The following is a 25,270-nucleotide window of genomic DNA, read 5'->3' on the forward strand; positions in this document are numbered from 1 at the left end:
CACACCCGCCGCGATCAGCTCGTGGGCGGTTGGCCGCGCAGCGGCAGCTCGGCGAGCACCTCGTAGCGCGGCCGCCGCCCGCGCCCCTCCCCCAGGTGCGACTCCACGAGCGCGAGGTGCGGGGCCCGCCAGGCCGGGCCTTCCCAGGCGTCGAGCGCGCGGATCCACCGGGTCGCCTCCGTCGGCCGGTGGAAGCGGCCGAGCGTGACGTGCGGGGAGAAGCGCGTGCCGTCGGGCGTCGCCCCCACCGAGCTCGAGGCATTGCGTATGCCGCCCGCCACCGCCACGAGGTCACCGCGCACCTGCTCGACGCCGGCCCACAGCACGCGCGCGGCATACGGGTTCGGGAAGGCGCCGGCTCCGGCGAGGCGCAGGACCAGCGGGTCGCGGCGTGCCGCGGACCGGGCGAGCGCCTCGGTCAGGTCGTCGAGGCGTCGCTCGGGAACGGCCCCGAAAAAGGCGAGCGTGACGTGCCACTGGTGCCGGTCGGTCCAGCGGATCTCGGGGCTGGCCTCGCGCCGCGGCTCGAGGTGGGCCTCGAGGTCGTCGAGGACGTCGTCGGGTGGGACGACGGCGACGAAGAGCCTCATGGCTGGATCGCGGCGCCGGTGGCGATGAGGGCGTCGACGTCGTCGATGCCCCACGCCCCGAGGGCCGACCGGGTGTCGGCGCCCGGGATGGACGGCGGGGTGCCGAGCGCGGCCGGGGTGCGGGAGAAGCGCGGCGCGGGTGCCGGCTGGACGACGCCGTGGTGCTCGACGTAGGTGCCGCGGGCGGCGAGGTGCGGGTGCGCAGGTGCCTCGGCGTAGCTGAGGACGGGCGCGACGCACGCGTCGGTGCCCTCGAGGAGGGCGGCCCACTCGTCGCGGGTCCGGGTGCGGAAGGTGTCGGAGAGCAGGGCGCGCAGGGCCGGCCACTGACTGGGGTCGAGCCGGTCGGGAGCGCTGTCGGTGAGGTCGAGCAGGCGCAGCAGCTCGGCGTAGAACGCGGGCTCGAGCGGACCGACGGCGAGCCAGCCGCCGTCGCTCGTCTCGTAGACGTCGTAGAACGGGGCGCCGGTGTCGAGCAGGTTGGTGCCGCGGCGGTCGGACCAGAGGCCGGCCGAGACGAGGCCGACGACGAGCGAGGAGAGGTGGGCCGTGCCGTCGACGATGGCGGCGTCGACGACCTGGCCGCAGCCGCTCGTGCGCGACTCCAGCAGAGCGGCGAGCACCCCGACGACGAGGTAGAGCGCGCCGCCGCCGAAGTCGCCGACGAGGTTGACCGGCACCTGGGGTGGTCCGCCGGCGCGGCCGATGGCGTGCAGGGCACCGGTGAGGGCGACGTAGCCGATGTCGTGACCCGCCGCTTGGGCGAGCGGACCGTCCTGGCCCCAGCCGGTCATCCGGCCGTAGACGAGCCGCGGGTTGCGGGCGAGGCAGTCGTCCGGGCCCAGGCCGAGCCGCTCGGCGACGCCGGGGCGGTAACCTTCCAGGAGCACGTCGGCGCGCTCGACGAGGGCGAGCGCGGTGGCGAGGCCGTCGGGGTGCTTGAGGTCGAGGCCGACGGAGGGTCGTCCGCGGCGGAGCAGGTCGGCCTCGGGCGGAAGCGGGACCGGCAGCGCGGGCTCACCGGGCCGGTCGACGCGGATGACGTCGGCGCCGAGGTCGGCGAGGAGCATCGCCGCGAAGGGCGCCGGACCGATGCCGGCGAGCTCGACCACGCGCACACCGGCGAGCGGCCCCGGGCGTGCCGAGCCGTCGCCGGCCGCCGGGGTCACGGCTGGTCGCGACCGGAGCGGTCGAGGAGGATCCCGAGCACACCGGCCAGGCCGGTGCCGAGGAAGGCACCGAGCGCGCCGATGTAGAGCGCCCCGGTGGTCGTCGTGTAGCCCTGGACCTCGTCGCCCATGATCGAGATGGCGGCGCCGACGATGAAGCCGAGGACGGCGCCCGTGATGAGGAAGCGCTTGAAGTTCGGGATGCGGGGACGCTCGGCGCGCGTGTGCGGCGGGGTGTTCGGCGACTGGGTCACGGGTCAAGCCTAAGCGAGGCGAGCGGCAGCAGGCCGTCGAGGTGGGCGCGCTGACCGCTGGCGCGCACGAGCGCACCGCCCGTCGCGGCCTCCCACGTCAGGTCGCCGACCGCGAGGCGCAGCCACGTCGCAGCGTCGGTCTCGATGACGTTGGGCGGCGTGCCACGGGTGTGGACCGGGCCCTCGATGCACTGCACGGCGCCGTGCGGCGGCACCCGCACCTCCACCGTGCGGCCCGGGGCGGTGGTTGCGAGCTCCTCGAGCGTGTAGCGGACCGCGGTGGCCGTCGTGCGACGGTCAGCTGCCCAGCGGGCCGCCCGGCACGCCTCCAGGGCAGCGTGTCCCTCGGCGACAGGGGTACGGCGACGCGGCGGCATACCTCGCAGGTTATCGGCGCGCACCGACGCTCGTGACGGCCCCTCAGCGCAGTCCCGGAGCACGTCTTCCGTCCCAAGGTCGTCGCGCGCAGTTCGAAAGGCGCGGTGGGGCGCGACGGTGCCGGCGCGCCCGAAGCGGCCTGACGGCATACGCCAGCCAGCGCCACCACCGTCCGCGGCCCCGCCCCCGACAACTCCGCCCTGGCGGAGAAAAGGCGCGATTCAGGACCCTAGGACCACAACAACTCCGCCCCGGCGGAGAAAAGGCGCGATTCAGGACCCTAGGACCACAACAACTCCGCCCCGGCGGAGAAAAGGCGCGAYTCRGGACCCTAGGACCACAACAACTCCGCCCCGGCGGAGAAAAGGCGCGATTCAGAGCCCTGAGGCCGCGACGGCCCCTCAGCGCAGCCGCGGGATGACGTCGGAGGCGACCACGTCGAGGACGTCGCGGGTGCCGCGGAACGGCTCGGTCGCACGCGGCCAGTGGGTGATGACGTCGGTGAAGCCGAGACCTGCAGCGCGACCGACGGCATCCTCGAACACGGCGGCGCTCGTCAGCGAGAAGGTGGGCGCGGAGTCGAGGTTGAGGTACCGCCCGAAGCCGCTCGCCTGGCGGCCGGCCGCCTCGAGCGCCTCGTCGACCCGGCGGCTGTGGCCGGCCACCAGGGTCCACCACTCCTCGTCGGTGTCGGCGTTCCCTCCGTAGGTCATCCACGCGTCGCCGCGCTCGACCGCGAGGTCGATCGACCGCGGCCCGTTGGCCGCGACGACGAGCGGCACCCGGCTGCCGGCGTCGTCCCCGCGGACCGGGCCGGGCAGGGTGCGCACGTCGCGGGCCGCGTAGAAGCGCCCGTCAGCCGTGACGTGGTCCTCGGTCAGGAGCCGGTCGAGCAGGCGGGTGAACTCGTGGAACCGGGCGACCCGGTCGCGGAGGGGCAGGTCCTCGCCCAGGATGCGTGCGTCGATGTCGCCGCCGGAGCCGATGCCGAGCAGGAAGCGACCGCCCGAGATGTCATGGAGTGCCAGCACCTCCCGCATGAGCTGCACCGGGTGGTGGTTGTTGGGCGAGGACACGAAGGTGCCGAGGCCGATCCGGTCGGTGACGGCAGTCGCCGCGGCGAGCGTCGGCACCGCAGCGAACCATGGCGACTCGGGCAGGCCACCCCACGTCACGTGGTCGAAGGTCCACGCATGGTCGAAGCCCATCTGCTCGGCCTCGCGCCACATCGGCGCCGCCTCGGACCACGGGTGCTCGGGCAGGATCGTCAGGCCGAATCGCATCCCCCGACCGTAGTGCCGCGGCCCCGGCTTTCTCCATGCCCAGTGTGGCCGTCGGCGGTGGGTCGTAGCGTCGGATCATGCCCTCGGAAGGAGCAGCCATGTCGAACCTCGTCGTCCACTTCGAGATCCATGCCTCGGACCCCGACCGCCTCATCGCGTTCTACTCGCAGCTGCTGGGCTGGTCGTTCCAGCGGTTCGGCGAGATGGACTACTGGTCCATCGACACCGGGGAGGGCGCCATCACCCCATCGGGCGGGGGGAACGGCATCAACGGCGGCCTGACCCGACGTCAGGGACCGGCCCCGGAGGTCGGCGGCGCGGTCAACGGTGCCAACATCGTGATCGGCGTCGATGACGTCGACGGGCTCTTCGCGAAGGGCCTCGAGCTCGGTGGGACGGAGGCTCTCGCCCCGTCCGACATGCCGGGGGTCGGTCGCCTCGCCTACCTCCAGGACCCGGACCACAACATCTTCGGCATGATCTCCCCCGTGCTGTCGGACGGCACCAACGTCATGGGGTCCTGACGCCGCGGCCACCTACGCTGGTCCGGTGAGCACGGGATCGCCTGCGGCAGAGCACGTCACCCTGGAGTGGGACGGGCGGGGCGGCGTGACCGTGCACATGGACGGCTCGCCGCAGTCGCACGTGCAGCCCGACGACCCGACGCTGCTCGTCTTCGAGTACGTCCAGCACCTCGCGCTCGCCATCGACGCCATGCCGCCCGAGCCGCCCGCTCCCCTGGGCGTCACGCACGTCGGTGGTGCCGGCCTCACCCTGCCCCGCTGGGTCGAGGCCACCCGTCCGGGATCTCCGCAGATCGTCCTCGAGCCGGACGAGGCCCTCACCGACCTCGTCCGCCGCGAGGTCCCGCTCCCCCGGCGCCACCGCATCCGCGTGCGCGCGGTCGACGGGCTGGCCGGGGTCCGGGCCCTCAAGGACGATTCGGCCGACGTCGTCGTCACGGATGCCTACGCGGGAGGGCGGGTGCCCGCGGAGCTCGTCGGGACGGCATACGCCCAGGAGGTCGCGCGGGCGCTCAGGCCGACGGGAACGGCCCTCTGGAACCTTGCCGACGAGCCCGGGATGCGTTGGGTCGCAAGGGTCGTCGCGACAGTGGCCACGTCGCTGCCGCACGTGACCGTCATCGCAACCCACGAGGTGCTCAAGGGCCGGCGCTTCGGCAACTCGGTGCTCGTCGCGAGCGCCGCGCCGCTGCCGGTCGAGGCCCTGCGTCGCGACGTCGCCCGAGCCAACCTCCCGACCGGCCTGCGTGAGGGAGCCGCGCTCTCGAGACTGCTCGCCGGAGCAAAGCCCTTCGACGAGCTGGGAATGCAGAGCCCGCCACCTCCCGAGGCCGGGAAGTGGCGGGCTCGCTGAGCCTGGCCGGGGTCAGCCGCCGAACACCGCGGGCAGCGTGAACTCGTGGGCCGACTTCATCTCGGCCACGGAGACGGCGAAGTGGCCGACGATGTCGAGGTCGCGTCCACCGGTGACGCCGATCCTGGCGTGCGGCACGTCGCCGAGCATCGCCTCGAACTCGGCGGCGTGCCCCGCCGGCACCGCGACGAGGGCGCGGGCGCTCGACTCGGAGAAGAGGGCCGTGAACACGTCGAGCGGGTTGCCCTCGGCGTCGGCGCCGACCCGGTCCAGGCCGTCGACGGTCACGCCGACGCCATGACGCATGCATGCCTCGGCGAGCGCGATGGCAAGGCCACCCTCGGACAGGTCGTGGGCCGCCTCGACGACACCGGTGCGGGCGGCCTCGACGAGGACCCGGCCGAGCGCCTGCTCGGCCGCCAGGTCGACCTTCGGCGGCAGGCCACCGAGGTGCTTGTGGACGACATGCGCCCACTCGGACCCGTCGAGCTCGTCACGGGTGGTGCCGAGGAGGTAGACGTGCGCGTCGTCGCTGCGGAAGCCGGAGCCGGACCGCTTGGAGACGTCGTCCATGACCCCGAGCACGCCGATGACGGGCGTCGGGTGGATCGCGACGTCCCCGGTCTGGTTGTAGAACGAGACGTTGCCGCCCGTGACGGGGATGCCGAGGAACTTGCACCCCTCGGCGATGCCGCGGATCGCCTCGCGGAACTGCCACATGACACCCGGGTCCTCCGGCGAGCCGAAGTTGAGGCAGTCGGTGACGGCGAGCGGAGCAGCTCCGGCCGTCGCCACGTTGCGGTAGGCCTCGGCGAGCGCGAGCTGCGCGCCGGCATACGGGTCGAGCTTGGCGAACCGGCTGTTGCAGTCGGTCGAGATCGCGACGCCGCGGCCCGTCTCCTCGTCGACGCGCACGATGCCCGAGTCGTCGGGCTGGGCGAGCGCGGTGTTGCCGAGGACGTAGCGGTCGTACTGGTCGGTGATCCACGACTTGTCGCAGAGGTTGGGCGAGCCGAGCAGCGTCAGCAGCTGGGCCCGGATCTCCTCTCCCGACTCGGGCTTGGCCAGCTCGGCCGCGCCGACCGCGTTGAGCTGGTCGAGGTATGCCGGCCGGGCCAGCGGGCGGTCGTAGGTGGGGCCCTCGTGGGCGACCGAGCGCGGCGGCACGTCGACGATGACCTCGCCGTGCCAGGTGATGACGAGGTGGTCGCCGTCGGTGACCTCGCCGATGACGGTGGCCTCGACGTCCCACTTGTCGGTGATGGCCATGAACTGCTCGAGGTGCTTCGGCTCGACGACCGCCATCATGCGTTCCTGCGACTCCGACATGAGGATCTCCTGCGGCTGCAGGCTCGCGTCGCGCAGGGGGACGAGGTCGAGCTCGACCTGCATGCCGCCGTCGCCGTTGGAGGCGAGCTCGCTGGTGGCACAGGAGAGCCCGGCACCGCCGAGGTCCTGGATGCCGTCGACGACACCCGCCTTGTAGAGGTCGAGGCAGCACTCGATGAGCACCTTCTCGGCGAACGGGTCGCCGACCTGCACGGCGGGGCGCTTGGTCGGGCCGCCCTCGTCGAAGGTCTCGGACGCGAGGACCGAGACGCCGCCGATGCCGTCGCCGCCGGTCCGGGCGCCGAAGAGGATGACCTTGTTGCCCACGCCGGACGCCTTGGCGAGGTGGATGTCCTCGACGCGCATCGCGCCGACGCACAGGGCGTTGACGAGCGGGTTGCCCTGGTAGCAGTCATCGAAGACGACCTCGCCGCCGATGTTGGGCAGGCCGATGCAGTTGCCGTAGCCACCGACGCCCGCGACGACGCCGGGCAGGACGCGCTGGGTGTCGGGGTGGTGCAGGTTGCCGAACCGGAGCGGGTCCATGACGGCGATCGGCCGGGCACCCATCGACATGATGTCGCGGATGATGCCGCCGACACCGGTCGCGGCGCCCTGGTAGGGCTCGACGTAGGACGGGTGGTTGTGCGACTCGACCTTGAAGGTCACCGCCCAGCCGTCGCCGATGTCGACGACGCCGGCGTTCTCACCGATGCCGACGAGGAGCTTCTCGCGCATCTCGTCGGTGGTGTTCTCGCCCCACAGCTTGAAGTGGATCTTGCTCGACTTGTAGGAGCAGTGCTCGCTCCACATGACGGAGTACATCGCGAGCTCGGCGATCGTCGGGCGTCGGCCGATGATCTCGCGGATGTTGGCGTACTCGTCGGGCTTGAGGCCGAGCTCGGCCCACGGTTGCTCGACGTCAGGCGTCGATGCGGCGTGCTCGACGGTGTCGAGACCCACGGGGGGCTCCGCCCCCCGTGCGCCCCCCGGACGTGTGGCTGAGGACTGTTGCTGGGTGTCGCTCATGCGGTCGCTGCGCTCTCGAGGGTCTGCTTGATGATCGAGGTGAAGAACCCGCGCCCGTCGAGGCTCGGGCCGTAGCCCTGCTCGACCGCGTGTTCGGGGTGCGGCATGAGGCCGACGACGTTGCCACGCTCGTTGGTGATGCCGGCGATGTGGCGGTAGGAGCCGTTGGGGTTGCGGCCCTCGGCGTCGGGGACGTAGCGGAAGACGACCCGCCCCTCCCCCTCGAGCCTGTCGAGCGTCTTCTCGTCGGCGACGAAACCGCCCTCGCCGTTCTTGAGGACGATCGTGATCTCCTGGCCGGCCTCGAAGTCGGACGTCCACGCGGTCGAGGCGTTCTCGACGACGAGCCGCTGGTCGACGCAGTTGAACTTGCGGTGGTCGTTGCGGATGAGCGCGCCGGGCAGCAGGTGGCTCTCGGTGAGCACCTGGAAGCCGTTGCAGATGCCGAGGACGGGCAGGCCACCCTGGGCCGCCGGCACGAGCGCCTCCATGACCGGGGCGAAGCGGGCGATGGCGCCGCAGCGCAGGTAGTCGCCGTAGGAGAACCCGCCCGGCAGGATGACCGCGTCGACGCCTCGGAGGTCCGCGTCGCCGTGCCAGAGCGGGACGGCCTCGCCGCCGCACTCGCGGACGGCACGCGCCGCGTCACGGTCGTCGAGCGAACCGGGGAACGTGACGACGCCGACCTTCACTGCGCGTCGTCCCCCGACTCGCCGGCCGCGTCGGCGTCGCCGCTCGCGTCCACTGCGTCCTCGAGGACGCGCACGGAGACGACGTCCTCGATGACGGGGTTGGACAGGAGCGTCTCGGCCGCCTCGCGGGCCGCGGCGAGGTGCTCGTCCGTCACGTCACCGTCGACGGTGAGCACGAAGCGCTTGCCCTGGCGGACGTCCGTGAACCCGTTGAACCCGAGCCGTGGGAGGGCGCCGTTGACGGCCTGTCCCTGCGGGTCGAGGATCTCGGGCTTGAGCATGACGTCGACGACGATGCTTCCCATCAGTGGTGGTTCTCCCTGCGCTGGATGGGCGGTGGTGGCGTCCCGAAGGACGGCCCGAGTCTATCGGGCGCCACGGCGCCGTCAGGACAACCGTCTCAGCGCGACTGGAGGGCGTCGAGGGCCACGGCCATCGCCATGCCGACGCGCCAGTCGATCGGCTTCCCGTCCGCGAGCGCCGGGAGCGTCACGCGGTAGACGTCCTTGATGCCGGCACGCTTCGTCGAGCTGAGCGCGATCGACCCGTCGGGGGCGACGAAGTCGAAGTGGAAGAGGAAGGGTCCGGGGATGTCGCCGACGACCGGGATGACCTCCCAGAGCCGGCGCGCGACAGCGACCTTGGCGTTGCGCTCCTGTCCGATGAGCTCGCGCCCGTCGGGCAGACCGAGCGTCCAGGTGGAGGTCACGAGCGAGGCCTTGAAGTGCTTCTTGAACCAGGCGATGGGCTGCCCCTGGCTGTCCGTGACGTCGTACGTCGACCCGAGGTCGAGGCGGCGTCGGGCCTTGAAGCCGAAGAGCGGGTGCTGCTTGGCGGCGTCGGTGTAGAAAGTGACCTGCTCCTTGGCGGCCATCCGCTTCTGCTCCGCGAAGCACAGCAGACCGAGCTCCCTGCCGTTGTCGTCGGCGCGGACGATCTCGTAGCGGTTGACCATCAGGGTGAGCTGCGGGCGGAGCACGTAGCGCTCGGCGGGGATCTCGGAGATCGCGTCGGCGACGGGCTCGGTCATCCCCTCAGCGTCCCACAGCAGGCACGAACCGCTGGCGTATGCCGTGTGCCCGGGGGGCCGCGTGACGTTGCGATCGGTCGTCGACCGGCCAGAACGCATACGACAGAGTGGTCCCCGGCTGACAGGGTGGTCACATGCTCCTTGCCGTGCGTCCCGCCCGCCCCGGCGACCTCGAGCACCTCCCGGCACTCGAGGCGGCCGCCGACGCGCTCTTCGCGGACGCCGGAATCGGGCCGCTCCCGCCGGGCGTCGGATCCGTGGAGGAGCTCGCCGGTGCGGCTGCCCTGCTCGTCGTCGGTGACCCCGTCGTCGGTTTCGCCCGGCTCGAACGTGTCGACGGGCAGGCCCATCTCGAGCAGCTGTCGGTGCACCCGTCCGCGTCCCGTCGCGGCGTCGGGACGGCCCTGCTGGAGGCGGCCGCCGGGTGGGCGGCCCGGAGCGGGCACGAGGCGCTGACGCTGTGCACGTTCGCCGAGGTGCCGTGGAACGGCCCGTTCTATGCCCGGCACGGCTTCGTCGAGCTGACCGACCCTGGGCCCGGTCTGCGGCAGCTGCGCGACACGGAGCGACGGCTCGGGCTGGACGCACTCGGCCGTCGCGTCGTGCTGCGTCGCGGCGTGGGGCCCGAGGCCGTGCTTGCCGACCTGACCGCAGGGCTCGGGGCGGTGCTGGGCGATGATCTGCTCGGGCTCTATGCCCACGGCTCACTCGTCGCCGGCGACTTCGCCCCCTCACGCAGCGACCTCGACGTGCTCGCGGTCGTCAGGCGGCCACCCGACGACACCATGCTGGCGGCCGTCGCTCCCGTGCACACCGCGCTGGCGGGCCGTCACCGCGCATGGCGAGGGCGGGTGGAGGTGGAGACCGTCGCGCAGTCCACGGTCGACGCCTACGCCGGTCGGGAGGTCGACGGTGCCGACCGACGAGACGACCGCATCATGCGGATCAGCCCGGGAGAGCCCCTTCACCTCCTCCCCGCGTCGAACCACCGGGTCCTCACGTGGGCGACGGTGCGCGCGACCGGTCGGGTGCTGTCGGGAGCACCGGCGACGGACGTGCTGCCGGCCTGGCCCGAGCACACCGTGGACCAGGCTCTGCTCGACCACGTCCGGGACTGGCCCACCTGGGTCGAGAGCATGACCACGGTTGGGGCGCAGGCGTACTCAGTCCTCTCGGTGTGCCGAGCCTGGTGCGCGCTGGTCGGGCGCGAGCGGCTGTCGAAGCGGGCGGCCGCCGACCGCTTCGTCGGCGGTCACCCGCAGGACGCCGACCTCGCCGTCTGGGCGCGGGACTGGTGGTACGCCGACGGTCGGGACACCGAACCGAGCCGCTCCGACGAGGTGCGGGACTTCGTCGTGCGCACGACTCATGCCGTGCTCGACGCGGCTCAGAAGGTCTCGCCGGTGAGGCGCTCGTAGGCCTCGACGTACTTCGCGCGCGTCTGCTCGACGACGTGCTCGGGCAGCTCCGGCGGTGGACCGCCGGCCTTGCGGTCCCAGCCCGACTCGGCCGAGGTGAGCCAGTCGCGCACGAACTGCTTGTCGTAGGACGGCTGCGGGTGCCCGGGCTCCCAGAGCTCTGCCGGCCAGAACCGCGACGAGTCCGGCGTCAGGACCTCGTCGGCGAGGACGAGGCCGCCGGTCCCGTCGGGTGAGACCCCGAACTCGACCTTGGTGTCGGCGATGAGGATGCCGCGCTCGGCGGCGATCTCGTTGCCGCGGGCCAGGATCGCGCGGGTCAGCCGCGAGACCTCGACCGCGACGTCCGCGCCCAGCTCGGCCTCGACCTCGTCGGGCGCCATCGGCAGGTCGTGCTCACCCACGGGCGCCTTGGTCGTCGGCGTGAAGGCCGGCTCGGGCAGCTTCGACCCGTCGACGAGCCCCTCGGGCAGGACGATCCCCGAGACGGACCCCTTGTCGCGGTACTCCTCCAGCCCGCCCCCGGTGAGGTAGGCGCGGGCGATCGCCTCGACCTTGAGCATCTCCAGCTTCCGCACGAGCACGGCCCGCCCGGCGACCGCCTCCGGCACCTCCGTCGACACGACGTGGTTGGGCACGAGGTCGCTCAGCTGGTCGAACCACCACAGGGACAGCCGGGTCAGCACGGCGCCCTTGTCGGGGATCTCGGGCGACATCATCCAGTCGTAGGCCGAGAGCCGGTTCGAGGCGACGAGGAGCAGCTGATCAGGCACCGCCTCGCCGTCGGGACCGACCGGCGCGTAGAGGTCACGCACCTTGCCGGAGTAGACGTGGACGTATCCGGGCAGGTCGAGCGTGCTCATCGAGCCCCTCCGATGGTGATGTCGTTGCGCTCGGCACGCAGCGCGATGTCGGTGCGGTGGTGCGAGCCGTCGAGCTCGATGACGGCGACGGCGTCGTAGGCCGCCTTCCTGGCCTGCGCCAGCGAAGGCGCGACCGCCACGACGTCGAGGACCCGCCCGCCGGCCGAGACGAGCAACCCGTCGCCGTCACGGGCAGTGCCGGCGTGGAGCACGACGACGCCGGGAACCTCGGCCGCGGCGTCGAGCCCGGTGATGGGGTCGCCGGTGCGCGGGGCAGCGGGGTAGCCCGCCGAGGCGAGCACCACCACGACGGCGTGGTCGTCGGACCAGCGGAGCCGACCGAAGTCGGCCAAACCACCGGTGGCGGCAGCGAAGAGCAGCTGGGCGAAGGGCGTCTCGAGCCGGGCGAGCGACGCCTGGCCGTCCGGGTCGCCGAAGCGCGCGTTGAACTCGATGACCCGCGGGCCGCGTGCGGTGAGGGCGAGGCCGACGTAGAGGACACCGACGAAGGGCGTGCCTCGGCGCCGCATCTCGTCGATGGTCGGCTGGGCCACGCGCCGGACGATCTCGTCGGCCAGGCCCGCCGGGGCCCAGTCGAGCGGTGAGTAGGCGCCCATGCCACCGGTGTTGGGGCCGGCGTCGTCGTCGCCCACGCGCTTGAAGTCCTGCGCGGGTGCGAGCGCGACGACGGTCTCGCCGTCGCTGATGCAGAAGACCGACACCTCGGGCCCGTCGAGGAACTCCTCGACGACGAGCCGGCCGTCCGGCTTGGCGAGACAAGCACGGGCGTGCTCGACGGCGACCTCGCGCGAGTCGGTGACGACGACGCCCTTGCCGGCGGCGAGCCCGTCGTCCTTGACGACGTGCGGGGCCCCGAGCGCGTCGAGAGCCGCCTCGACCTCGTCCATCGTCGTGCACACGTGGGCCAGGGCCGTCGGCACGTCGGCGGAGGCCATGACCTCCTTGGCGAAGGACTTGCTCCCCTCGAGACGGGCCGCCTCCGCGGAGGGCCCGAAGACGGCGAACCCGGCCTCACGGCATACGTCGGCGACGCCTGCGACGAGTGGTGCCTCGGGGCCGACGACGACGAGGTCGACGCCGTGCTCGCGCGCGACGGCGACGACCGCGTTCCCGTCGAGGATGTCGACGGGGACGCAGAGGGCGGTGACGTCGATGCCCGGGTTGCCGGGCGCGGCGATGACCGCGTCGACCTCGGGATCGGCCGCGACGGCCTTGACGAGAGCGTGTTCACGGGCGCCTGAGCCGAGCACGAGGACCTTCACGGCGCCCAGCCTAGGGTGCGCCGAGACGCGCCAGCAGGCCTGCCCGGACCGTGGGCCACTCGTCGACGAGGATCGAGTGCACCGCGGTGTCCCGCCAGGTGCCGTCTGGTCGGCGCACGTCGCGACGAGTGACGCCCTCGAAGACCGCCCCCAGCTTGAGGATGGCCGCCCGCGACCGGGCGTTGATGACGTCGGTCTGGATCTTCACCCGGCCGAAGCCGCACGTCTCGAACGCGTGGGCGAGGAGCAGGAGCTTGCTCTCCGGATTGACCTGCGTGCCCCACCAGCGCGAGCCGTACATCGTCCAGCCGAGGTGCACGTGCTCGCGTCCGGTGTCGACGTCGCCGAGCGAGCTCGAGCCGACGACGGTCCCCGCCGGGCCGAGGTCGCCGTCGGCGACGAGCCTGATCGTGTATGCCGTCCGGCCCGTCCCGTCGGTCCCGTGGGCCCCCGCCGCGGCCGCGACGAGGGCCTCCGTGTCGGCCACGGTCCGGTGGGGCTGCATCATCGCGAATCCCTGCTCGTAGCAGCGCGGGTCGGAGTAGACGGCGAAGAGTCCGGCGGCGTCGGCGGCGGTCGTCACGTCGAGCCGGACGAACCGCCCGACGAGCGGCACGCCAGTTGGCGGCATACAGGCCTTTGTGGGCATGGAGTGACAGTAGACTTGATGGTTCCCGCGCCGCCCGAGGCGTCCCTCAGAGTCCTTGGATGTCAGTGAGCACTTCGAACGCATCGTCACAGCGGAGCAGCGCGCCCGGATCGCGCGACGTCTCACCCGTGTCGACCAAGAGCATTCCCGACGAGCTGGCCCGCGAGATCGCCGTCGAGCAGGCGCACGTCGACCGGGTCCACGAGGAGCTGGAGAAGGCCGGCGTGCGCGCCGACAGCGTCCAGGCCGAGGGCCTGGCCCGCAGCCAGTTCGGCCGGCAGGTCGAGGTCGGCGACGCCGAGGGGGCTGCCCTCTTCGAGCGTGACGCGCTGATGTTCCACGCCGCGAAGCGACGCACCGCCCTCGACACCCAGTACGAAGGCCTCGTCTTCGGTCGCCTCGACATCGACCACGCCATGCTGCGTGCGTCGGCCGTCGACGCCAACGGCAACGGCCACCGGCCGCCCTCCGACTCCGACGGGGGTGCCGGCGGCACCGCCGGCACCGGCGGCGACCGCGAGGTCCGCTACATCGGGCGTCTCGGCGTCCGCGACGACGACTACGAGCCGCTTGTCATCGACTGGCGCGCACCCGCGGCGTCCGCCTTCTACCGGGCGACGCCGACCCAGCCGATGGGCGTGCTGCGCCGTCGCGTCCTGCGCAGCCGGGGCACCACCGTCATCGGCATCGAGGACGACCTCATGGTCCCCGAGGCGCCGGACGACCTCGTCGTCGTCGGCGACGGGGCCCTCATGGCGGCCCTGACCCGCAGCCGCGGCGGTCGCATGCGCGACATCGTCGCCACGATCCAGGCCCACCAGGACGAGGCGATCCGCGCCAGCGCCCGCGGCATCACCGAGATCACCGGCGGGCCCGGCACCGGCAAGACGGTCGTCGCCCTGCACCGCGCGGCCTACCTGCTCTACTCCGACCGGCGCCGGTTCGAGTCGGGCGGCATTCTCGTCGTCGGCCCCTCAGGTGCCTACACGGCCTACATCGAACGGGTGCTCCCGTCGCTCGGCGAGGAGAGCGTCATCCTGCGCGCCCTCGGCGACGTCCTCGACGTGGTGCACACCGAGCGGCTCGACTCCCCCGCCGTCGCCCGGACGAAGGGCTCGACCCGCGTCCGTACGCTGCTCGGCGCCGCTGCCCGCGGTCGGGTTCCCGGCACCCCGACCGAGTTCCGCGCCATGGTCGCCGGTCGCCCGGTGCGGCTCGAGGCGCGAGAGCTCGACCGCGTCCGCTCGCACGTCCTGCGCCAGCACCAGCGCAACACGGCCACGGCAGCCGCGCAGGACGCTCTCGGCGAGGCCGCCTGGGCCTCGCTCGGCGTCACCGGGGACCGCGACGCCAAGGCCGAGTTCCTCGACAAGTGGGAGGACCACCTCGACGTCGAGGCCTTCATGCAGGTGTGGTGGCCCCAGGTCGACCCGCGCGAGGTGCTGCTCTGGCTCGCGGACCCCGAGCTCGTGCGACGCCACGCCCGCGGCACCCTCCGGGACGACGAGGTCGAGCCGCTGGCCGCCTCGTTCCGCCTCGCCCTCGAGACCGGCACCTGGTCGGTGGCCGACGTCGCCCTCATCGACGACATCGCGGCCCGGGTCGGTCCGGTCCAGGAGGCGCCCAAGGAGGAGCGCGGCTTCTACGAGATCGAGGAGCTCGAGGACCTCAGCCAGTACGGCGTCACCGAGGTGCAGCCGGTCGTCAGCGCCGCTCGCGACGCCGGCGCACCGCTCGTCCTGACCGACCCGCGCGACAAGCTCCTCGCCGGGCGCATCGGCAAGCCCGACGAGTACGCCCACGTCCTCGTCGACGAGGCCCAGGACCTCTCCCCCATGCAGTGGCGGATGATCGGCCGCCGCGGGAGGTATGCGTCGTGGACCGTCGTCGGTGACGCCGCCCAGGCCTCCTGGCCCGACACCACCGAGGCCACGGCCGCGCGTGAGGAGGCCTTCGGCTCTCAGGCTCGCCAGCAGTTCCACATGGACACCAACTACCGAAACGCGCGCGAGATCTTCGACTACGCAGCCGAGGTCGTGCGGCGTCAGGTGCCCGACGCCGACATCCCGCAGGCGGTGCGCGAGACCGGGATTGAGCCCGTCGAGGGGCCTCTCGGACCCGACGCCCTCGCCTCGGTGCGGCGGTCGGTCGAGTCGCTGCTCGCGCAGGTCGAGGGCGCGATCGCGGTGATCACCCCGTCGACCCATGCTGACCGGCTCGCTCCTGTGGCCGAGCTCGGCGCGGGACGCGTGCAGGTCATCGACCCCATGTCGACGAAGGGCCTCGAGTACGACGCGACCGTCGTGGTCGACCCCGACGAGATCACGCGCGAGTCACCCGGCGGCGTCCGCGTGCTCTATGTCGCGCTGACACGCGCGGCGCACCGGATGACCGTTCTGTCCTGAGTCGCTGCCTCTGGTCCGGTCTCGGTGGGCTCCGGAGTCGACCCGACGACCAGCCCGGACGGGAGCGTCTCGGCCAAGGTAAAGACTTGTTCAAAGATTCCGTGATTCATCGACTCGGCCCCGAACGGGGGGGATGATTACGTCAACGTCAAGGCACGGGGACCCCCCTCCCCGCCGTCCTCTCCCCCCTGAGGCCCTTGGCGTCCGGCGAGGTCCCGCTCCCACACATGGACGTCGCGCCGGGCGAGGGACGAGATACGACCCCCCTGTATCTCGCCCCTCGCCCGTTCCATGTCCGGCGACGGCTGGCCCGACCAGGCAATCGAAAGAGCATTTCGTCCGGACGAAGTGCTCTTTCGATTCTTTGCCGACGAAGCGCTCTTTCGAATGCCCGGCGGCGAGATGCTCTTTTCGATCGGTCAGTGGCCGAGGAGGGCGCGGACGCGGTCGGCGCCGACGGCGAGCAGCAACGTGGGCAGCCGTGGGCCGGTGTCCTTGCCGACGAGCAGGCGGTAGACGAGGACGAAGAAGGCGCGCTGGGCCGCCGAGAGCTCCGGGTCCTTGACCTTCGCCTCGGGGTCGATGCCGCGCTGGACCTTGGGCACGCCGTAGACGAGGTGGGTCAGGCCGTCGAGCGACCAGTGCCGCTCGAGCCCGTCGACGAGCAGGCGCAGCGACTCCCGCTGCTGCTCGTCGAGGCTGGCGAGCAGCTCGGCGTCGGGCTCGGTGCGCACGATCGTGCGGTCCTCCGCCGGAACGTAGCCGAGCATCCAGCGCTCGGCGCAGTCGAGGCGCGGGCGCAGGTCGTCCGTGGACCCGACCGGGTTGTCGGGCTCGAGCTCGCTGAGGATGCGGACAGCCTGCTCCTCGTCACCCTGGGTGACGTCGATGACCGACGCGATGGTGCGGAACGGCATCGGTCGCGGCGTCGTCGACAGAGGACCGGCAGCCGTCGACGTGGCGCGCAGGTGCGCGGCGAGGTCGCCTGCCTGGGCCGAGCCGTCGGTGACCTTGCGGCCCAAGGCATCCCACTCGTCGTAGAGGCGCTGCAGCTCGGGCCCGAAGGCGACGTCGAAGCTCTGGTTGGGCCGGCGGCGGGCGTAGAGCCAGCGCAGCACCGGCGCCTCCATGACCTCGAGCGCGTCGGTCGGGATCGGCACACCGCCCTTGCTCGAGCTCATCTTGGCCATGCCGGCGATGCCGACGAAGGCGTACATCGGGCCGACCGGGCGCTCCCAGCCGAAGATCGGCGCGAGGTCCTTGCCGACGACGAAGCTGCTGCCGGGGCTCTGGTGGTCGACGCCGGACGGCTCGAACATCACGTGCTCGTGGCCCCAGCGCATCGGCCAGTCGACCTTCCACACGAGCTTGCCGTTGGTGAAGGTGTCGAGGTCGACGGTCTCGGTGTGGCCGCACTTCGTGCAGGCATACGTCAGCTCGTGGCTGTCGTCGTCGTAGGCCGTGACGGTCGTGAAGTCGGTGCCGCACGAGCTGCAGAAGGGCTTGAACGGGTAGTAGCCGGCCTTGCCCTCGCTGCCGTCGTCCTCGGACGCCGCACCGGAACCGCGCTCGGCCTCGGTCGCCGCAGCGGCCTGCTCCTCGGTGAGCTTCGCCGCCTTCTGCTGCTTGCCGCCCTTGCCTTTGCCGGAGGACTTCTGACGCGCGGCCTCGACGGCCTCGAGCGTGCGGTACTGGTCCAGCACCTTGTCGATTGCGAAGCGCTCACGCATCGCGAGCAGCACCTGGTCGCGGTAGACGCCCGCGCGGTACTGCTCGGTCTGGCTGATCTGGCGCACCTCGATGCCGGTCGCGGCCATCGCCTCGAGGAGCGGCGCCTTGAAGTGCTCGGCCCAGCTGGCATGCGGTGAGCCGGCGGGCGGCGGCACGGAGGTCAGCGGCATACCGATGTACTGCTCCCACGAGTCGTCCACTCCCGCAAGGTTCTTCGGCACGCGGCGGAAGCGGTCGAAGTCGTCCCAGCTGAGGATGTGCTCGCAGTCGATCCCGCGCCGCTTGATCTCGTCGGCGACGAGGTGCGGCGTGATGAGCTCGCGGAAGTTGCCGAGGTGGATCGGGCCGGACGGACTGATCCCCGACGCACAGACGATCGTCTCGCCGGGGTTGCGCTCCTGCGCCTCCGCAATCACGTCGTCGGCTAGACGCGTGACCCAGTCGAGCGGGGTGACCTCTTCAGTCATGGGTTTCCTTCAGTTGCAGAGGCTTTCGTATGCCGTGTGCTCGGGTGACGCGCAGACGCGTCAGCCCGCGACGGCCGGCTTGAGCGGGAACCGCTCGATGATCTCGTCGCGGCCGGGACCGACGCCGATGGCCGAGACCCGGGCGCCGATGAGCTCCTCGACGCGCAGCACGTAGGCCTGGGCGTTGGCCGGCAGGTCCTCGAAGGTGCGGCAGGCGGTGATGTCCTCCCACCAGCCGTCGAGCTCCTCGTAGATCGGGGTCGCGTGGTGGAAGTCGGTCTGGTTGACCGGCATCTCGTCGTGGCGCACGCCACCCACGTCGTAGGCGACGCACACCGGGACCTTGTCGAGGCCGGTGAGGACATCGAGCTTGGTGATGACGAAGTCGGTGACGCCGTTGATCCGGGTCGCGTAGCGGCCGACGACGGTGTCCATCCAGCCGCAGCGGCGCGGACGGCCGGTCGTCGTGCCGTACTCGGCGCCCGTCTTGCGGAGGAACTCGCCCTTGTCGTCGTGCAGCTCGGTCGGGAACGGGCCCTCGCCGACGCGGGTCGTATAGGCCTTGAGGATCGCGATGACCGAGTCGATGCGGGTCGGCGGGACGCCCGAGCCGGTGCACGCGCCCGCGGAGACGGCGTTGCTCGACGTGACGTAGGGGTACGTGCCGTGGTCGACGTCGAGCAGGGTCGCCTGCCCGGCCTCGAAGAGCACCGTGTCGCCCCGGTCCAGCGCCTGGCTCAGCACGAGGCTCGTGTCGGCGACCATGGGAGCGAGGCGGGCGGCATACGACAGCAGCTCCTGGACGACCTCGTCGACCTCGGCCCCGCGGGTGTTGTAGATCTTGGCGAGCAGCTGGTTCTTCAGCGACAGGGCCGCCTCGACCTTCTGGCGCAGGATGCCCTCGTCGTAGAGGTCCTGGATGCGGATGCCGACGCGGTTCATCTTGTCGGCGTAGGTCGGGCCGATGCCGCGACCGGTCGTGCCGATGCGGCGCTTGCCGAGGAAGCGCTCGGTCACCTTGTCGATGGTGCGGTTGTAGCTCGGGATGACGTGCGCGTTGGCGCTGACGAGCAGCTTGCTCGTGTCGACGCCGCGGGCCTCGAGACCGTCGAGCTCCTCGAAGAGCACGCCGAGGTCGATGACGACGCCGTTGCCGATGACCGGCACGCAGTTCGGGCTGAGGATGCCGGAGGGCAGCAGGTGCAGCGCGTACTTCTCGCGCTTGCCGTCCTTCTCGATGACGACGGTGTGGCCGGCGTTGTTGCCGCCGTTGAACTTGACGACGTAGTCGACGCTGCTGCCGAGCAGGTCGGTCGCCTTGCCCTTGCCCTCATCGCCCCACTGCGCTCCGACGAGCACGATTGCCGGCATCGGTCTGCCTTCCGGTTGTGGTCAAAGCCAACCGCAAGGTTATCGGTTGCACGCCCGTGCCCCGGACCCGGCTTCTCCGCCCCGGCGGAGTTGTGGCGGCGGATCAGGCCCCCCGACCCCCGATTCCTCCGCCCCGGCGGAGTTGTGGTGGCGGATCAGGCCCCCCGACCCGGATTGCTCCGCCCCGGCGGAGTTGTGGTGGCGGATCGGGCCACCCGACCCCGGATTCCTCCGCCCGGGCGGAGTTGTTGCGGCGCGTCGGACGGGCGTGCCGTCAGTGCGAGGCGAGCCAGTCCTCGAGGTAGTCGGCGACGCCGTCCTCGCGGTGGTGACCGGTGACGACGGTCGCGGCGTCGAGCGCCGGCTCGACGGCGTTGGACACGGCGACCGCCGTGCCGGCCACCGCGAACGCCGAGACGTCGTTGTGGTTGTCGCCGAAGAAGACCGTGTCGGCGACGTCGATGGCGAGCTCCTCGGCCAGGGAACGCAGTCCGTCGCCCTTGGAGCAGGCGGCGTTGGCGATCTCGAGGTAGGTCGGCTTGGACCGGTAGGTCACGAGACCGGGGCGCCCGGCGAGCGCCGCCTCGAGGTCGTCGACGAGGGCCCGGTCACCCATGGCCATCACCTTGTGCGGCGGGTGCGTGTCGACGCGCCCGCTCGAGATGTAGTCGTGCGCGGACCCGTCGCTCGGGTCGACGGCCGTGATCGTCGCCTCGCGCTCGGTCCACTCGTCGGGCCCCCAGGCGTACCAGTCGTCCCCGGCGAAGAAGCTCGCGTGGAGTCCGAGACGCGAGCACACGGCATACGCCTCCCGGGCGTCGCCCGGCGTGATGGGCACGTCGGTCACGACGGTGCGGTCGGCGCGCAGGACGAGACCGCCGTTGTAGGCGATGAGCGGGGTGGGCTCGACGCCGCAGAGTCGCTCGAGGCCCTCCAGGGACGCCGGCATGCGCGAGCTGCAGAGCACGAACGTGTGCCCTGCCGACCGCACCGCCCGGATGGCGGCGACGGTGCGGTCGGAGAGCGTGCGTCGGTGGTCGAGCAGCGTGCCGTCGACGTCGGAGCAGAACAGCGTCATGCGATGGCGCGGCCGGGCCTCAGAGGCCGAGCTCGCGGGCACCTTCGGCCGAGCTGTCGCGGAGGAACTGCGTGCAGCGGGCCTCCTCGTCGCTCTCGCCGATGGCGCGGGCCGCCCGGGCGAGGGCCGCGAGCGCCCGGAGGAAGCCGCGGTTCGGCTCGTGCGACCACGGCACGGGCCCCTGGCCCCGCCAGCCGGACTTGCGCAGCGAGTCGAGCGCCCGGTGGTAGCCCGTCCGGGCGTACGCGTAGGCCTCGACGTCGCGGTCACCGTCGGCGAGCGCGTCCTCGGCGAGGACCGCCCACGCGAGCGAGCTTGCGGGGTAGGCGGCCGCCACCTGGACCGGGTCGACGCCGGCGTCGAGCTTCTGGGCGGCCGGGTCGACGGCGAGACGCGTGTCGGGGATGCCGAGGAGGTTGTCGCTCACGAGTGGGTGCCCGCCGAGCGGAGCGCGGTGCAGGCCTCGACGATGCGCACCGCCATGGCCTCCTCGGCCGCCTTGCCCCAGGCGCGCGGGTCGTACTGCTTCTTGTTGCCCACCTCGCCGTCGACCTTGAGCACGCCGGCGTAGCCGGAGATCATCCAGTCGGCGATGCGGCGGGTGAAGGCGTACTGCGTGTCGGTGTCGACGTTCATCTTGACGACGCCGTTGTCGACGGCGGCGGAGATCTCCTCGGGCAGCGAGCCGGAGCCGCCGTGGAAGACGAGGTCGAAGGGACGCGCGTCGTCGGACAGGCCGAGCTCCTTGGCGGCGGCCTGCTGGGCCTGCAGGAGGATCTCGGGACGCAGCTTGACGTTGCCCGGCTTGTAGACGCCGTGGACATTGCCGAACGTCAGGGCCGTCAGGTAGCGACCGTTCTCACCGGCGCCGAGGGCCTTGATCGTGGCGATGGCGTCCTCGGGGGTGGAGTAGAGCTTCTCGTCGATGGCGCCCTCGACACCGTCCTCCTCGCCGCCGACGACGCCGACCTCGATCTCGAGGATGACGTTCGCGGCCTTGGCGAGGGCGAGCAGCTCCTGCGCGATCTGGAGGTTCTCGTCGAGCGGCACGGCCGAGCCGTCCCACATGTGCGACTGGAACCACGGCGTGCCGCCGGCCTGGACGCGCTCGGTGCTCGCCGCGAGGAGCGGGCGCACGAAGCCGTCCAGCTTGTCCTTGGGGCAGTGGTCGGTGTGGAGCGCGATGTTGACGGGGTAGTTCTTGGCCACCTCGTGCGCGTAGGCGGCGAACGCGAGCGAGCCGCTCACCATGTTCTTGATGCTCGGGCCGGAGAGGTAGTCGGCCCCACCCGTCGAGACCTGGATGATGCCGTCGGAGCCGGCGTCGGCGAAGCCCTTGAGCGCGGCGTTCAGCGTCTGCGAGCTCGAGACGTTGATGGCGGGGTACGCGAAGGAGCCGGCCTTCGCGCGGTCGAGCATGTCGGCATACACCTCGGGGGTGGCGATGGGCATTGCTACTCCTGCAGTCTCGTGAGCGGCTTTCAAGGTTCGTCGGAAATCCTGCCACGTATGCCGTCGCCTGCACACGGGTGCCCACCCATCGGTGAGCGCGCGCTCAGAGGAGGCGCGCGACGAGCACGGCGAGGGCCCGCTGCTGCTCCCCCTGCTCCCAGCCGCTCCCGTCGAGGGCGGCCCACACGAGGTGGGTGCCGCGGCGCAGCAGGACCACCTCGGCCGACCCTGCGCCGTACTCCGAGCGCACCGTCCCGACCAGGGCGCCGACGCCGGCGACGCTGCTCGGCGTGGCCTTCGCGCAGGCCCGGAACGCGGCGTCGAGGTAGTCGACGAGACCGCCGGGGTCGCCCGCCGCGAGGTCGACGAGGTTGAAGGTGACGACCTTGGTCCCGGCCGAGCTCTCGGGCGGTGCCTGGTTGCCGGCCTGCCTCGGCATCGTCAGGAGGTAGCCGCCGACGAGGCGACGCGCCCCGCTCGCCGGGACGAACGCCTCGGGGAGCAGGCCGGTCCACGGCACGAGGCCGTCGCAGTGCGGCTGGGACGGCAGCTCGCGGGGGCACCGGCTCCGGTCGGTCGCGTCGGGACCCGGCACGGTCTCCTTCGGGTCGGAGATCGCGCTCGTCTCGGCGCCGGGGAAGACGGCGTCGAGGGGCACCCGACCCTTGCCGGTGAGGGGCCGCGTCGTGGTGCACCGCGGCGCGGACTCGACGGGGGTCATCCCCGGGTCGGGCCGGGTCGTCTCCGTGGTCGACGCGGTGGTCGACGCGGTGGTCGCCGTGGCACGTCGCGCCGACGGGTCGGCGCTCTCCGTGGTGCACGCGCCGAGCAAGGTCGTCGCGGCCAGTGCGCCGGCGGCCAGGACGGGCAGAGCGGCCGTGGCGGAGCGCCGCCCCGGTACCCACGTCACCACCGTGCCCTCCGTCAGGCCGTGGGATCGAAGACGTAGGGCGTCGTCGTCGCGACCCGGTGCAGGCCGAGGCGACGCAGGATCGGCTCGGAGTCGGGTGAGGCGTCGACGCGGACGTAGTCCTTGCCGCGCTCGAGGCCGAGCCGGGCGCGGTGGAGCAGGGTCGCGCGGTAGAGCCCGCGGCCGCGCCACGCGGGCAGGGTCGAGCCGCCCCAGAGCCCCATGAACCCGCTCGTGTCGTACTCCGCGCGTGCCGCGCAGAGCACCGGTCCCTCGCGCGACTCCTCGACCACGACGACGTCCATCGATGCCGGCTCGGCCCGCCACCGTGGCAGCAGGGAGTCGACGGCCCAGGCCTGCGGCTCACCCCAGACGACCTCGAGCATCGCGGCCATCCGCGCGAAGTCCTCGTCGCAGTCGGCGGCCCGCACGACGACCCCCTCGGGCAGGTCGAGGTCCTGGGCGGCGAGGGGCGCGGCCTCGCCGAGGATGAGCGCCTCGTCGTCCTCCTTGACGAAGCCGGCGTCGACGAGTCGCTCGCCGAGGTCGGCGGGCTCGTCGTAGTCGTAGGTCTTCCACTCGACGCGCAGCCCCCGCTCCGCGAAGAAGTCACGCTGCCGCGCGATGACGCGGTCCCATTCGTCGGGGTTCGGGCCGAGGCCGTCCGGACTCTCGATCATGTTCCAGTGGCCGCCGTCGAGCTCGTACTCGCGGCGCACGAGCCCGTCGACCTCGATGGGACGCTGGGCGGTTCCCACGCCGATCGGAGCGCGGGTCTCGTCGTGGAAGACGCGCAGCAGCTCGTCGGGGCCGAGGACCGTGGCATCGCTCTGGAACGAAGAAGGGTTCACAGGCGACAGCCAAGCATGGTCGAATCCCTTTCGTCATGCCTGTTTCCCCGCTCTCCCGCCGAGCCGCTGCCGCCCTGGCCGACGCCCGTCCCGTCCCGTTCTGGACCGACCGTCCGGAACGCCCCGACCCGCGGGCCCCGCTGACGGGCGCCGCGCCGCGCACCGACCTGCTCGTCGTCGGCGGCGGGTTCACCGGGCTGTGGGCCGCAATCCAGGCCAAGGAGGCCGACCCCAGCCGCGACGTCGTCGTCGTCGAGGCCGGCCGGCTGGGTGACGGGGCGTCCGGGCGCAACGGCGGCTTCATGGCGCCGTCGCTGACCCACGGGCTCGCCCAGGGCGTGGGGTGCTGGCCCGAGGAGATGGGGACGCTGGACCGGCTCGCGACCGAGAACTTCGCGGCCATCGAGCGGTCGCTCACGGCATACGGGATCGACGCGAACCTCCACGTCCCCGGTGAGCTGACGTTCGCCCTGACCGAGCACCAGATCTCTTCCGTGCGCGAGTCGTACGAGCTGCACCGGGCTCACGGTGCGCGGGTCGCGATGCTCGACGCCGAGCAGGCCCGGGCGCGCGTCGACTCCCCGCGCTACCTCGCCGGGATGTACGACCCCGACGTCGCCCTCGTCGACCCGGCGCGCCTCGTCTGGGGGCTGGCCCGGGCCGCTGAGTCGCTGGGCGTCCGGCTCCACGAGCACACGCGCGCCACGGGATTCGACACCGAGGGCAACGGCGTCCGGGTGACGCTGGACGCGGGCTCGGTCCATGCGCGGCGCGTCGTGATCGGCACGAACGCGTCGCAGGGCGTGCTCAAGCGGCTCAGTGCGTGGGTGCTCCCGGTCTACGACCACGTCCTCATGACCGAGCCCCTGGCGCCGGCGCAGCTCGACGCCATCGGGTGGAAGGGCCGCGAGGGACTGACCGATGCCGGCAACCAGTTCCACTACTACCGAAGGACGCTCGACGACCGGGTGCTCTTCGGCGGCTACGACGCCAACTACCACTTCCCGGGACGCATCGACCCGGCACTCGAGCAGAACGACGCGTCGCACGGCCTGCTCGCCGACCACTTCCTCGATCTCTTCCCGCAGCTCGACGGCATCCGGTTCACGCACCGCTGGGCCGGTGTCATCGACACGACGTCGCGCTTCACGCCGGTCTTCGGCACCGCCCTCGGCGGACGGATGTCGTATGCCGTCGGCTACACCGGTCTGGGCGTCGCCTCGACGCGCTTCGGTGCGGCTGTGGCGCTCGACCTCGTCGACAGCAAGGACACCGAGCTGACCCGGCTGGGCATGGTGCGCCGCAAGCCGATCCCCTTCCCCCCGGAGCCGATTCGGTATGCCGCTGTGCGGGCCACGCGCTCGTCGCTCGCCGCCGAGGACCGCACCGGCCGACGCAACCTGTGGCTACGCGCCCTCGACCGAGTCGGGGTCGGCTTCGACTCCTGAAGGGGCTGGTCCCGTCGGGAAGTGGGCACTCGACACTCGAGTGCCCAGCTCCCCACGCGGCGGTCTCAAGTCGTCTGCGCAACGGTGAGTAGTTCGTTGAGCCTAACGGCGGGGGTGTGGAAGCCGAGGGTGGCTCGGGGTCGGGTGTTGAGCAGGTGTTCGACGTGGGCGACGCGTTCGTCGGTGACGGTGGTGAAGTCGATGCCTTTGGGG

The 25,270-nt window shown here is 72.0% G+C and carries 24 protein-coding genes; 5 read left to right on the forward strand and 19 right to left on the reverse strand.

All coding sequences use genetic code 11. From position 1 onward, the window contains the following. Nucleotides 1–14 precede the first annotated feature (14 nt). The 5 genes from thpR to AC1DIW_RS18440 all read right to left on the reverse strand — a co-directional run bounded on the left by thpR (nucleotide 15) and on the right by AC1DIW_RS18440 (nucleotide 3,674). Nucleotides 15–590: an RNA 2',3'-cyclic phosphodiesterase gene (thpR, locus tag AC1DIW_RS18420; protein WP_478110007.1), complete on the reverse strand. Its 576-nt coding sequence runs from the start codon at nucleotides 588–590 to the stop codon at nucleotides 15–17. Further along, nucleotides 587–1,759 (reverse strand): CaiB/BaiF CoA transferase family protein, encoded by a 1,173-nt coding sequence (locus tag AC1DIW_RS18425; protein WP_478110008.1) that lies wholly within the window; start codon nucleotides 1,757–1,759, stop codon nucleotides 587–589. Before AC1DIW_RS18425 ends, thpR begins: the two co-directional genes overlap by 4 nt. Next, nucleotides 1,756–2,013, reverse strand: a complete 258-nt coding sequence (locus tag AC1DIW_RS18430; protein ID WP_442277266.1) for a hypothetical protein — start codon at nucleotides 2,011–2,013, stop codon at nucleotides 1,756–1,758. The genes AC1DIW_RS18425 and AC1DIW_RS18430 overlap by 4 nt, the downstream gene beginning before the upstream one ends. Next, nucleotides 2,010–2,390 carry a sterol carrier family protein gene (locus tag AC1DIW_RS18435; protein WP_478110038.1) on the reverse strand — a complete coding sequence of 127 codons (381 nt, stop codon included), beginning with the start codon at nucleotides 2,388–2,390 and terminating at the stop codon, nucleotides 2,010–2,012. Before AC1DIW_RS18435 ends, AC1DIW_RS18430 begins: the two co-directional genes overlap by 4 nt. 402 nt (nucleotides 2,391–2,792) lie before the next feature. After that, a complete protein-coding gene (locus AC1DIW_RS18440; RefSeq protein ID WP_478110010.1) occupies nucleotides 2,793–3,674 on the reverse strand; it encodes an LLM class flavin-dependent oxidoreductase in 882 nt (293 codons plus the stop codon). 98 nt (nucleotides 3,675–3,772) lie between these two features. Between AC1DIW_RS18440 and AC1DIW_RS18445 the strand changes: the two genes are divergently transcribed. Further along, nucleotides 3,773–4,198, forward strand: a complete 426-nt coding sequence (locus AC1DIW_RS18445) for a VOC family protein (RefSeq protein ID WP_478110012.1) — start codon at nucleotides 3,773–3,775, stop codon at nucleotides 4,196–4,198. Between the two features lie 25 nt (nucleotides 4,199–4,223). Beyond that, complete coding sequence (locus AC1DIW_RS18450; RefSeq protein WP_478110014.1) at nucleotides 4,224–5,051, forward strand: spermidine synthase; 828 nt, start codon at nucleotides 4,224–4,226, stop codon at nucleotides 5,049–5,051. A 12-nt stretch (nucleotides 5,052–5,063) separates the two neighbouring features. Here the strand turns inward: AC1DIW_RS18450 and purL are convergent, their stop codons facing one another. The 4 genes from purL to AC1DIW_RS18470 form a co-directional block, all read right to left on the reverse strand. After that, a complete protein-coding gene (purL, locus tag AC1DIW_RS18455; RefSeq protein ID WP_478110016.1) occupies nucleotides 5,064–7,409 on the reverse strand; it encodes a phosphoribosylformylglycinamidine synthase subunit PurL in 2,346 nt (781 codons plus the stop codon). Next, nucleotides 7,406–8,101 carry a phosphoribosylformylglycinamidine synthase subunit PurQ gene (gene purQ / locus AC1DIW_RS18460; protein WP_442277271.1) on the reverse strand — a complete coding sequence of 232 codons (696 nt, stop codon included), beginning with the start codon at nucleotides 8,099–8,101 and terminating at the stop codon, nucleotides 7,406–7,408. The genes purL and purQ overlap by 4 nt, the downstream gene beginning before the upstream one ends. Further along, a complete protein-coding gene (purS, locus tag AC1DIW_RS18465; RefSeq protein ID WP_478110017.1) occupies nucleotides 8,098–8,406 on the reverse strand; it encodes a phosphoribosylformylglycinamidine synthase subunit PurS in 309 nt (102 codons plus the stop codon). The genes purQ and purS overlap by 4 nt, the downstream gene beginning before the upstream one ends. 95 nt (nucleotides 8,407–8,501) lie before the next feature. Then, nucleotides 8,502–9,131 carry an LURP-one-related family protein gene (locus AC1DIW_RS18470; protein WP_478110018.1) on the reverse strand — a complete coding sequence of 210 codons (630 nt, stop codon included), beginning with the start codon at nucleotides 9,129–9,131 and terminating at the stop codon, nucleotides 8,502–8,504. 134 nt (nucleotides 9,132–9,265) lie between these two features. On the opposite strand from AC1DIW_RS18470, the gene AC1DIW_RS18475 reads away from it, so the two are divergent. Further along, complete coding sequence (locus tag AC1DIW_RS18475; protein WP_478110020.1) at nucleotides 9,266–10,549, forward strand: GNAT family N-acetyltransferase; 1,284 nt, start codon at nucleotides 9,266–9,268, stop codon at nucleotides 10,547–10,549. On the opposite strand, the gene AC1DIW_RS18480 is transcribed toward AC1DIW_RS18475, so the two are convergent. Genes AC1DIW_RS18480 through AC1DIW_RS18490 form a run of 3 tightly spaced genes read right to left on the reverse strand, consistent with a single transcriptional unit; the run spans nucleotide 10,519 to nucleotide 13,344 of the window. Beyond that, complete coding sequence (locus AC1DIW_RS18480; RefSeq protein ID WP_478110021.1) at nucleotides 10,519–11,412, reverse strand: phosphoribosylaminoimidazolesuccinocarboxamide synthase; 894 nt, start codon at nucleotides 11,410–11,412, stop codon at nucleotides 10,519–10,521. The two genes, AC1DIW_RS18475 and AC1DIW_RS18480, sit on opposite strands and share 31 nt — an antisense overlap. After that, nucleotides 11,409–12,695, reverse strand: coding sequence for a phosphoribosylamine--glycine ligase (gene purD / locus AC1DIW_RS18485; RefSeq protein ID WP_478110022.1), 1,287 nt, complete (start codon nucleotides 12,693–12,695; stop codon nucleotides 11,409–11,411). The genes AC1DIW_RS18480 and purD overlap by 4 nt, the downstream gene beginning before the upstream one ends. A 10-nt stretch (nucleotides 12,696–12,705) precedes the next feature. Next, entirely contained in the window at nucleotides 12,706–13,344 is a 639-nt protein-coding gene (locus AC1DIW_RS18490) for a GNAT family N-acetyltransferase (RefSeq protein ID WP_478110024.1), read from the reverse strand. Nucleotides 13,345–13,472: 128 nt separating this feature from the next. On the opposite strand from AC1DIW_RS18490, the gene AC1DIW_RS18495 reads away from it, so the two are divergent. Further along, nucleotides 13,473–15,749, forward strand: a complete 2,277-nt coding sequence (locus AC1DIW_RS18495; RefSeq protein ID WP_478110026.1) for a HelD family protein — start codon at nucleotides 13,473–13,475, stop codon at nucleotides 15,747–15,749. A 419-nt stretch (nucleotides 15,750–16,168) separates the two neighbouring features. Here the strand turns inward: AC1DIW_RS18495 and lysS are convergent, their stop codons facing one another. The 7 genes from lysS to AC1DIW_RS18530 form a co-directional block, all read right to left on the reverse strand. Then, nucleotides 16,169–17,947: a lysine--tRNA ligase gene (gene lysS / locus AC1DIW_RS18500; protein WP_442277278.1), complete on the reverse strand. Its 1,779-nt coding sequence runs from the start codon at nucleotides 17,945–17,947 to the stop codon at nucleotides 16,169–16,171. Between the two features lie 60 nt (nucleotides 17,948–18,007). Continuing rightward, nucleotides 18,008–19,318 (reverse strand): adenylosuccinate synthase, encoded by a 1,311-nt coding sequence (locus AC1DIW_RS18505; RefSeq protein WP_478110027.1) that lies wholly within the window; start codon nucleotides 19,316–19,318, stop codon nucleotides 18,008–18,010. Nucleotides 19,319–19,592: 274 nt separating this feature from the next. Continuing rightward, nucleotides 19,593–20,396, reverse strand: coding sequence for a Cof-type HAD-IIB family hydrolase (locus AC1DIW_RS18510; protein ID WP_478110029.1), 804 nt, complete (start codon nucleotides 20,394–20,396; stop codon nucleotides 19,593–19,595). Nucleotides 20,397–20,415: 19 nt separating this feature from the next. Beyond that, nucleotides 20,416–20,823 carry a DUF3151 domain-containing protein gene (locus AC1DIW_RS18515; protein ID WP_478110031.1) on the reverse strand — a complete coding sequence of 136 codons (408 nt, stop codon included), beginning with the start codon at nucleotides 20,821–20,823 and terminating at the stop codon, nucleotides 20,416–20,418. Further along, nucleotides 20,820–21,848 (reverse strand): class II fructose-bisphosphate aldolase, encoded by a 1,029-nt coding sequence (fbaA, locus tag AC1DIW_RS18520; protein ID WP_442277282.1) that lies wholly within the window; start codon nucleotides 21,846–21,848, stop codon nucleotides 20,820–20,822. The genes AC1DIW_RS18515 and fbaA overlap by 4 nt, the downstream gene beginning before the upstream one ends. 103 nt (nucleotides 21,849–21,951) lie before the next feature. Further along, on the reverse strand, nucleotides 21,952–22,758 hold the full coding sequence (locus tag AC1DIW_RS18525; protein WP_478110032.1) for a hypothetical protein: 807 nt from the start codon (nucleotides 22,756–22,758) through the stop codon (nucleotides 21,952–21,954). A gap of 14 nt (nucleotides 22,759–22,772) precedes the next feature. Then, the gene (locus AC1DIW_RS18530) at nucleotides 22,773–23,609 is read right to left on the reverse strand and encodes a GNAT family N-acetyltransferase (protein ID WP_478110034.1); all 837 of its coding nucleotides are present in this window, start codon (nucleotides 23,607–23,609) and stop codon (nucleotides 22,773–22,775) included. Nucleotides 23,610–23,644: 35 nt separating this feature from the next. On the opposite strand from AC1DIW_RS18530, the gene AC1DIW_RS18535 reads away from it, so the two are divergent. Further along, nucleotides 23,645–25,057 (forward strand): NAD(P)/FAD-dependent oxidoreductase, encoded by a 1,413-nt coding sequence (locus AC1DIW_RS18535; protein WP_478110035.1) that lies wholly within the window; start codon nucleotides 23,645–23,647, stop codon nucleotides 25,055–25,057. The last annotated feature ends 213 nt before the right edge of the window (nucleotides 25,058–25,270 follow it).

The sequence above is a fragment of the Terrabacter sp. 01T434 genome (genome assembly GCF_056398545.1).

Excerpts from the sequence above, each read along its gene's own strand:
- thpR (WP_478110007.1), bottom strand. The coding sequence starts at position 590 with ATGAGGCTCTTCGTCGCCGTCGTCCCACCCGACGACGTCCTCGACGAC.
- AC1DIW_RS18435 (WP_478110038.1), bottom strand. The coding sequence starts at position 2,390 with ATGCCGCCGCGTCGCCGTACCCCTGTCGCCGAGGGACACGCTGCCCTG.
- AC1DIW_RS18440 (WP_478110010.1), bottom strand. The coding sequence starts at position 3,674 with ATGCGATTCGGCCTGACGATCCTGCCCGAGCACCCGTGGTCCGAGGCG.
- AC1DIW_RS18445 (WP_478110012.1), top strand. The coding sequence starts at position 3,773 with ATGTCGAACCTCGTCGTCCACTTCGAGATCCATGCCTCGGACCCCGAC.
- purL (WP_478110016.1), bottom strand. The coding sequence starts at position 7,409 with ATGAGCGACACCCAGCAACAGTCCTCAGCCACACGTCCGGGGGGCGCA.
- purS (WP_478110017.1), bottom strand. The coding sequence starts at position 8,406 with ATGGGAAGCATCGTCGTCGACGTCATGCTCAAGCCCGAGATCCTCGAC.
- AC1DIW_RS18470 (WP_478110018.1), bottom strand. The coding sequence starts at position 9,131 with ATGACCGAGCCCGTCGCCGACGCGATCTCCGAGATCCCCGCCGAGCGC.
- AC1DIW_RS18475 (WP_478110020.1), top strand. The coding sequence starts at position 9,266 with ATGCTCCTTGCCGTGCGTCCCGCCCGCCCCGGCGACCTCGAGCACCTC.
- AC1DIW_RS18480 (WP_478110021.1), bottom strand. The coding sequence starts at position 11,412 with ATGAGCACGCTCGACCTGCCCGGATACGTCCACGTCTACTCCGGCAAG.
- AC1DIW_RS18490 (WP_478110024.1), bottom strand. The coding sequence starts at position 13,344 with ATGCCCACAAAGGCCTGTATGCCGCCAACTGGCGTGCCGCTCGTCGGG.
- lysS (WP_442277278.1), bottom strand. The coding sequence starts at position 17,947 with ATGACTGAAGAGGTCACCCCGCTCGACTGGGTCACGCGTCTAGCCGAC.
- AC1DIW_RS18505 (WP_478110027.1), bottom strand. The coding sequence starts at position 19,318 with ATGCCGGCAATCGTGCTCGTCGGAGCGCAGTGGGGCGATGAGGGCAAG.
- AC1DIW_RS18510 (WP_478110029.1), bottom strand. The coding sequence starts at position 20,396 with ATGACGCTGTTCTGCTCCGACGTCGACGGCACGCTGCTCGACCACCGA.
- fbaA (WP_442277282.1), bottom strand. The coding sequence starts at position 21,848 with ATGCCCATCGCCACCCCCGAGGTGTATGCCGACATGCTCGACCGCGCG.
- AC1DIW_RS18535 (WP_478110035.1), top strand. The coding sequence starts at position 23,645 with ATGCCTGTTTCCCCGCTCTCCCGCCGAGCCGCTGCCGCCCTGGCCGAC.